The organism is Phormidesmis sp. 146-33 (assembly GCF_052939515.1).
Genome location: NZ_JBJPHU010000046.1, coordinates 39,325 through 46,642, shown reverse-complemented (window position 1 = coordinate 46,642; position 7,318 = coordinate 39,325). Strand labels below are relative to the sequence as shown.

Below are 7,318 nucleotides of genomic sequence, written 5' to 3'. Positions count from 1 at the left end.
AACCTTGGGGTTCCCGCCGCTTTGGGGCAATTCATCCCCTGATTCAGCAACGCCCTCCAGCATTAGCAGACGTTGCATTAAGATCCTTCACCTATCGCCCGCGCCATTTCACCGAACACCCGATCGGCTCCGTCGATGTGGGAACGATCGCTTCGCCGTTCAAGATTTTGGTGATCGCGGCTCTCAAATATTCCTGCTGGACGGATTGGGCCGATTCGGGACGGTCATCGACCGCGCCATTGTAGCAGAGAACGCCCTGCTGATTGAGCAAAAACACATGAGGCGTTTTGGTTGCGCCAAAGGTGTGAGCCACTTCTTGAGTCACATCGCGCAGATAAGGAAAATTGATCTCCTGGTCTCTGACAAAAGTTTTCATCTTGTCAAAGCTGTCTTCAGGATATTGATCCGCGTCGTTGGGATTGATGCCAACGATCGTAAAGCCCTGCGCCCGATAGTCCTGTTGAATCTGTTTGAGACGATCGAGATACATCTTTACATAAGGACAGTGATTGCACATAAAGACGACCGCAACCGCCCGATAGTCTTCTAGATAGCGAGCGAGATGATGAACCGTCCCATCTGTTCCAGGAATCTCAAAGTCTGGGGCATAGCTGCCAATCTGAGTGCCGATCGTGTCCATAGTGCTATTCAGGAATTGGGATTCTAGCTTATTAGTGTATCGGCAAGTTCGATCGCTGGAAACCGCAAAATGTTAAGAATCTGTTTCAACACAAAACTTCATAATTCTGTAATCTTAAAGATAGGTTCACTTATCGGTTGCTGTTATGCTGACTTCGCCCCCTGCCACAGATTACAAAACCTGGACGTGGAAAGGATTCCAGATTGCCTATCAAACCCAGGGGACAGAAGGGCCAGCCGTTGTGTTGATTCATGGATTTGGGGCATCGTTCTATCACTGGCGCAAAAATATTCCCGAATTAGCCAAAACTTGTCGCGTCTATGCGATCGATTTAATCGGATTTGGGCGATCGGCGAAACCCATTCCGATCAAGCAAGTCGAGTACACGTTTGAAACCTGGTCGGATCAGATTGCCGATTTTTGTCGCGAAGTGGTGGGCGAATCGGCGTTTTTGATTGGCAACTCGATCGGCTGTATTGTGGTGATGCAGGCAGCGGTTGATCATCCCGATATCGCACGAGGGTTGGCGTTGATCAATTGTTCTCTACGGCTATTGCACGATCGCAAACGAGTCGGACAGCCCTGGATCAAGCGAGTAGGGGCACCTGTGTTGCAAAAAATTCTCAAGCAAAAGTGGGTCGGAGATTTATTTTTCAACCAGTTGGCTCAACCCAAAACCGTTCGTCAGATTTTGCTCAAGGCCTATGCGCGATCGGAAGCCGTCACCGATGAGCTAATCGACCTCTTGATGGGCGCAGCCAAAGACGATGGAGCCGCCGCCGTTTTTGTCGCATTCACGGGCTATTCTCAGGGGCCGTTGCCCGAAGATTTATTCCCAAAACTGCCCTGTCCGACCATCATTCTCTGGGGAGAAAAAGATCCTTGGGAGCCGATCGCTTTGGGCAAAGAATTCGCAAACTATCCGCAGGTCGAGCAATTCATTCCGCTACCTGGAGTCGGTCACTGTCCGCAAGACGAAGCCCCCGAACTGGTCAACCCCATCCTGCAAGACTGGATCGCCAAGCAAACCTGATCTCAAGCTTGATTTAATGCAGATCGATGAACGCTTCGCTTCGCTTTTAGATCCAGGAACGCCCCCTAAATCCCCCAATTTTGGGGGATTTAGGGGGCTGAAGCCGATTGAAACGAAGCGATTCCGGACTTGTGTGTACACGGTAGCCCCAAGGAGAGGGAACCTCTAGCCCTCTTCTCCCCAGGGAGAAAGGTTGGCGAGGGCTTCGCCCCACTTTGTGAGGAGGGCGATCCGAGACTCTACAATTGTCGAAGTTATTTAATTCTTATTCCTAAGTCCTTTAAAACAGTTGCCAGTCGGGGGATTTTAGGCGTTTGAGTTGTTCTAGCCGCACAGTGAAATAGTGGTCGTCTAGTCGGCTGTATTCGTGAGTGTTGGCATGATTAACACTGATTGCCCATCGCCAAATCTGGGCCGCCTGCGTAAACGACTGTAGGGCAGTTATCTCTAACTCCGTCACCGCTTGCACCGACTGATAGCCCGTCAAAAAAGCTTCTCGCACCGTTTTTCCGACCCCTGTACAAAGGGCAACTTGCAGAAATTTAGCGATTTCAAACGCTCGCCAGCCATAGCCACACTGGTCAAAATCAAACAGTGTCACTTGATTGTCATCGGTAAAATGGGCATTGCCACTGTGCGGATCGCCCCAACAAATTCCCCAATAGGGCGGCGCTTGCGGAAAGTCTTGAAGCTGGAGTTTGATGTGAGCGATCGCTTCCTCGACGTACTCTAAGTGCTGCGCTTTGAGAAAGGGAGCAATGATCTTGAGAGAATCGTCCAGTAGATATTTGAGCGTGAGCGGATGGCGATCGGCATCACTGCGAAAATTTTCTGATACAAGATGCAGTTTTGCGACTGTTTCGCCCAGTTTGTGACTCTGAGTTGGATTCAAATCGCCCAAAGGGACTTTTCCAGGTGCGTAGATAAACAAAGAAGCGTAGCGCTTACCTTCGGGGGCAGTGATCTCGATCGCAAGCTGTCCGGTTTTGGTTCTTAGAGGGTGGGCGATCGGAATTCGGTTTTGCTGCAAAAAATCCAATAGTTCCAGTTCAAAATCAATGTCAGATTTAGAGCGCCAGTGGAGATGAGAAATTCTCAGAATATAAGGGCCTGCTTGAGTTTCGACGAGATAGACATCACTGAGTCCTCGATTCCAAAATTGGCAGCGGGTCACTATCCCAATCTCATAGTTGGGCAAAATTCTAGCAATCAGTGCCTCGGTGCTAAGCGTCGAGTAAACGACCGGAAACACGTCGTCAATCAGGCTGCTTGGGGTCTTTGAGATCGAATTTACCCGGCTGTATTCTGCGTTCATTTTTCTGAAAGCACTCCCTCTAAAGGACGCGCTCCTCACAGTTTGGTCGATAGACAAAAACTCATCCGGTCTAGATTAGAACAAGCCGTTTGATCAGATAGTGTTGACTTTGACAATTTGGCGATAGAAAGCTAAAAATTCTTTGCAGGGCTATTTTTCACAAGTTCGACATTCGACATTAGTTCTAGTCCAAAGTTCTAGTCCAAATGTCCACTAATACGCGGCTTGAAGCCGACTCAGCAAATACTCTCCTGACAAAACGGGGGCGTGGCGAGGGGGATTGTCTAAGCTTTGACAGCTAGGGAGACAGGCGATTTCGACCTCATAATCAGGTTGGCAAAAGAATGCGATCGAATAGCGATGAGAAGCTCGATCGCAGGTAGGCATAACGCGATGCTTGGTAGACCGAAATACATCATTGCTCCAGCGCTCCATTAAGTCTCCGGTATTGACCAACAGTGTATCGGGAATGCAAGGGGCAGAAATCCAGTCTCCGTCTGCGGTCTGCACTTCTAAACCACCCATTTGATCTTGAAATAACAAAGTCACCGAGCCATAGTCAGAATGTTCTCCGGCGCGAACTTGTCCTGGTTCCAAAGCTTGCATGGGTGGATAGTGCAACAATCGCAGCACAGATTCTTGATTGACATGACGATCGCTGATAAAGGACTCTGGCAAATTTAACGCTAAAGCAAACGCTCGAAAGACGCGATCGGCGGTTTCTGTACAGGCTTCAAAAAAGTCCAACATCGTCTCTCGAAAGGACACATCCTCAGCCAGCCAGCGATTTTGGGTCAGGGCAGGATTGGCAGAAGTTCGATCTTCTCTGCCCATGTTGAGCGCCTCTTTTGCGTCACCCGGACGATCGGGATTAAGCTGCTCTCGCTGCATGGCAATATAGCCCCGGTTGCTGACTTCATCGTTCCAGGCAAGCTGTTGTTTGGTGGCTAAGGGCAATGAAAAGAATTGTTGACTTTGAGCAAATGTTTTTTCTAATAGGGTTGGGTCAACGCCGTGATTTTTGAGGTAGATAAACCCGATCGTATGACAAGCTCGATAGATTTCTTGAGCGACAGTCTGCTGACCTGCCCGATCACCTTTCACAAAAGGCGCAAAATCAATGACGGGAATTTCTACCGAAGTTAACGTTTGTTTCGTATTCATTACAACCTTTGGAGAAAATACAGAATGATTTAATTGACTGCTACATTGCTTATCAAATAGCGATGGGTTGTGGAGTTTGACCTACCAGCGCCAATCTCTCGCTTGATGTATAAGAAAAGACCCAGTAGAGCCAAGAAAGCAACTCAGAAAGCCGTTTTCTACCCTAGAGAACTCTAATTGAGCGGCAAAATTTCTGCTGTGGCGATCGCGACAAACTGATCACCGCACCTTCATTGACCAAACTACATGAATCTGGGCACACTATGGCAGTTGAGACACCGACCTCTATTTTTAACCCTGCCGTCGATCGCACATTCTTTTTCGACAATGAAGCTCTCCACCGAGAAAAAAGTAACTGCTGGTTTTGGTGCAGCATTATCCTTATTGGGACTGGTGAGTGTTGTGTCTGTGGGGAGTGTCAGCCAGCTTAATCAGAGTTTGACCCAGGTAGCCCAGACGAGCAAAGTCGTAGAATCACTGCAAAGATTGATGTCTAGCCTCAAAGATGCAGAAACCGGACAGCGCGGCTACTTGATCACAGGCAGATCAGACTATCTAGCTCCCTATTACCGAGGCGTAAAAGCCGCACAACAAGAACTAAACGCGCTCCATCAGGCTTCTGCAAATCTCGAACAACAGCAGCGACTAGCGACCCTAAAACCGATCGTCGAGACCCATCTCGCAGAACTTAGTAGCACGATTCAACTCAGGCGATCGCAAAGACTCTCGACAGTCTTACAAAAGGTGCAACCTGACAAAAGTAAAGCAGAAATGGATTTGATCCGATCGCTGCTACAAGAAATGGAAGGCCGCGAACGACAAGTTTTAGAACAGCAAGAAGTACAGGCAAATATCAGAACCCAAACCGTTACCTGGATCATTAGCGGAAGTAGTTTGTTGGCATTCACGATCGTCGTTGCTTCAGCGTTAACGATTCATCGCGATCTCAAGCGTCGTCGCCAGGTTGAAACGGCTCTTCAAGAGAGTGAACTTCGCTTTCAAACCTTTATGAATCACAGCCCATTGTTAGCATTCATCAAAGACGAAATGGGGCGCTATGTCTACACCAATCAGTCTGTAGAACAGCGATTTGATCTTCCACCTAACAGCATTCAGGGAAAAACTGACTTTGATTGGCTCCCTCACGAAACGGCTCAACAAGTGCGCCAAAACGATCGCATTGTATTAACCACTGGGCAGACAACCGAAGCGATCGAAACCGTGAAAAACCCTGACGGCACATCAAACTATTGGCTGTCGTTTAAGTTTCCACTTAGGAGTGCGGGGCGATCGTGGTTGGGTGGAGTGAGCCTCGAAATTACAGAGCGAATTCGGCTAGAACATTCACTATTTCATCAAAAAGAACTGGCGCAGGTGACACTGCAATCGATCGCGGATGCGGTGATTACAACCGATGCCTCTGGTCGGGTAAAGTCGCTCAATCCAGTTGCAGAAGCGCTCACTGGTTGGACGCAGCCAGAGGCCGCAGGCTTGCCGTTAGAGACAGTTTTTCCGATTATTCATGAAACCACTCGTGAGGCGGCCGAGGGGTGTATTCATCAAGTCTTAAAGAACTGTACGGTGGGCGTAGATAATCAAAGGATTCTAATTGCCCGTGATGGTCGAGAGATTGCGATCGCAAATTCGGCGGCTCCAATTCGGGCGAGGAATGGGGCGATTTTTGGGGCGGTGATTGTGTTTCACGATGTTTCTCAGACTCGTCGCCTGACTCAGCAGCTTTGTTGGCAAGCCAGCCACGATGCGCTCACCGGATTGGTCAACCGTCAAGAATTTGAAGACCGTCTCAAGCAAATGGTGCAAAATGCTGAATCGCAGGGTCAACAACATGCACTGTGTTATTTGGATCTCGATCAGTTCAAAATTGTCAATGATACCTGTGGTCATGCGGCGGGGGATGAATTGTTGCAGCAGGTGGCAAATTTGCTCCAGGCTCAGGTGCGCCAAACCGATACGCTGGCTCGATTAGGAAGCGATGAGTTTGGACTGTTGCTGCACCGCTGTCCGCTACCACAAGCTCGAAAGATCGCCGAAACGCTCTGTGAACAAGTGCAGTCTTTGCGATTTCTTTGGCAAGAGAAAGTGTTTACGATCGGGGTCAGTATTGGTCTGGTGATGATCACAGCCGAGACAAAAAATGTCGCTGAAGCTTTGAGTACGGCAGATGCAGCGTGTTATGCGGCTAAGAATCGCGGGCGCAATCGAGTTCAGGTTTATCAGGCAGACGATCGCGAACTGGCTCGACAAAAGGGTGAAATTCGCTGGGTGGCTCGGCTGACGCAGGCTTTAGAAGAAAATCGATTTTGTTTGTATTATCAATCGATCGTGCCTGTCGTCCCGTCTTCTTTTGTCAGTGAGCATTATGAAGTCCTGCTGCGACTGCGAGATGAGGAGGGCAACATTGTGGCTCCAGGAATGTTTATTCCGGCGGCAGAGCGGTATCATCTTATGCACTTTATCGATCGCTGGGTGATCAAGACGTTATTCTCAACTCAAGGGCCGCGCTATCGTAATCTTTGGCAACAGTGTCAACACCAACACCACGCTTGTAATCATCTTTATGCAATCAATCTATCTGGTGCCAGTATTAATGATGATCACTTTATTGATTTCCTGCATGAGCAGTTTAGTATTCATGAAATTCCACCAGAGATGATCTGTTTTGAAATCACAGAGACGTTAGCGATCGCGAATCTAACTAAAGCGGCCCAGTTCATTTGTGATTTAAGAAGTTTAGGCTGCCGTTTTGCGTTAGATGATTTTGGCAGTGGCATGTCTTCTTTTGCCTATTTAAAGAATCTACCGATCGACTATCTCAAAATTGATGGCTGTTTTATTCGTCAGATGATGGACGATCCAATCGATTTAGCAATCGTCCGGGCAATCAAACAAATTGGACAGGTGATGGGCATTCAAACGATCGCTGAGTTTGTAGAAAATGACGAAATTTTGGAGCAGTTGCGATCGCTCGGAGTCAACTACGCTCAGGGATACGGAATTGCGATGCCTCGTCCTTTACCCAATCCCGAACGGCGCAATTCTCACTGTCATTACAACCCTCTAATTGTGGGCTAATGGGAAGCGATCGCGCGACTCCGAACTCAAGTAGAGTTAATGAAGTACGATTAGACGCTGCTCCTATTAAATA

The 7,318-nt window shown here is 48.4% G+C and carries 5 protein-coding genes; 2 read left to right on the top strand and 3 right to left on the bottom strand.

All coding sequences use genetic code 11. The features are described 5' to 3' along the window. Window positions 1–91 precede the first annotated feature (91 nt). On the bottom strand, window positions 92–640 hold the full coding sequence (locus tag ACJ2PR_RS18795) for a thioredoxin family protein (RefSeq protein WP_446878104.1): 549 nt from the start codon (window positions 638–640) through the stop codon (window positions 92–94). A gap of 145 nt (window positions 641–785) precedes the next feature. Between ACJ2PR_RS18795 and ACJ2PR_RS18790 the strand changes: the two genes are divergently transcribed. Then, window positions 786–1,673: an alpha/beta fold hydrolase gene (locus tag ACJ2PR_RS18790; RefSeq protein ID WP_446878103.1), complete on the top strand. Its 888-nt coding sequence runs from the start codon at window positions 786–788 to the stop codon at window positions 1,671–1,673. A gap of 280 nt (window positions 1,674–1,953) precedes the next feature. Here ACJ2PR_RS18790 and ACJ2PR_RS18785 read toward each other — a convergent pair whose 3' ends face one another. Together ACJ2PR_RS18785 and ACJ2PR_RS18780 are read right to left on the bottom strand one after the other, a co-directional pair. Beyond that, window positions 1,954–2,988, bottom strand: a complete 1,035-nt coding sequence (locus ACJ2PR_RS18785; protein WP_446878102.1) for a homoserine kinase — start codon at window positions 2,986–2,988, stop codon at window positions 1,954–1,956. 213 nt (window positions 2,989–3,201) lie between these two features. After that, window positions 3,202–4,152, bottom strand: coding sequence for an isopenicillin N synthase family dioxygenase (locus tag ACJ2PR_RS18780; RefSeq protein ID WP_446878101.1), 951 nt, complete (start codon window positions 4,150–4,152; stop codon window positions 3,202–3,204). Between the two features lie 327 nt (window positions 4,153–4,479). Here ACJ2PR_RS18780 and ACJ2PR_RS18775 point away from each other — a divergent pair, with 327 nt between their 5' ends. Beyond that, entirely contained in the window at window positions 4,480–7,245 is a 2,766-nt protein-coding gene (locus ACJ2PR_RS18775; RefSeq protein WP_446878100.1) for an EAL domain-containing protein, read from the top strand. The last annotated feature ends 73 nt before the right edge of the window (window positions 7,246–7,318 follow it).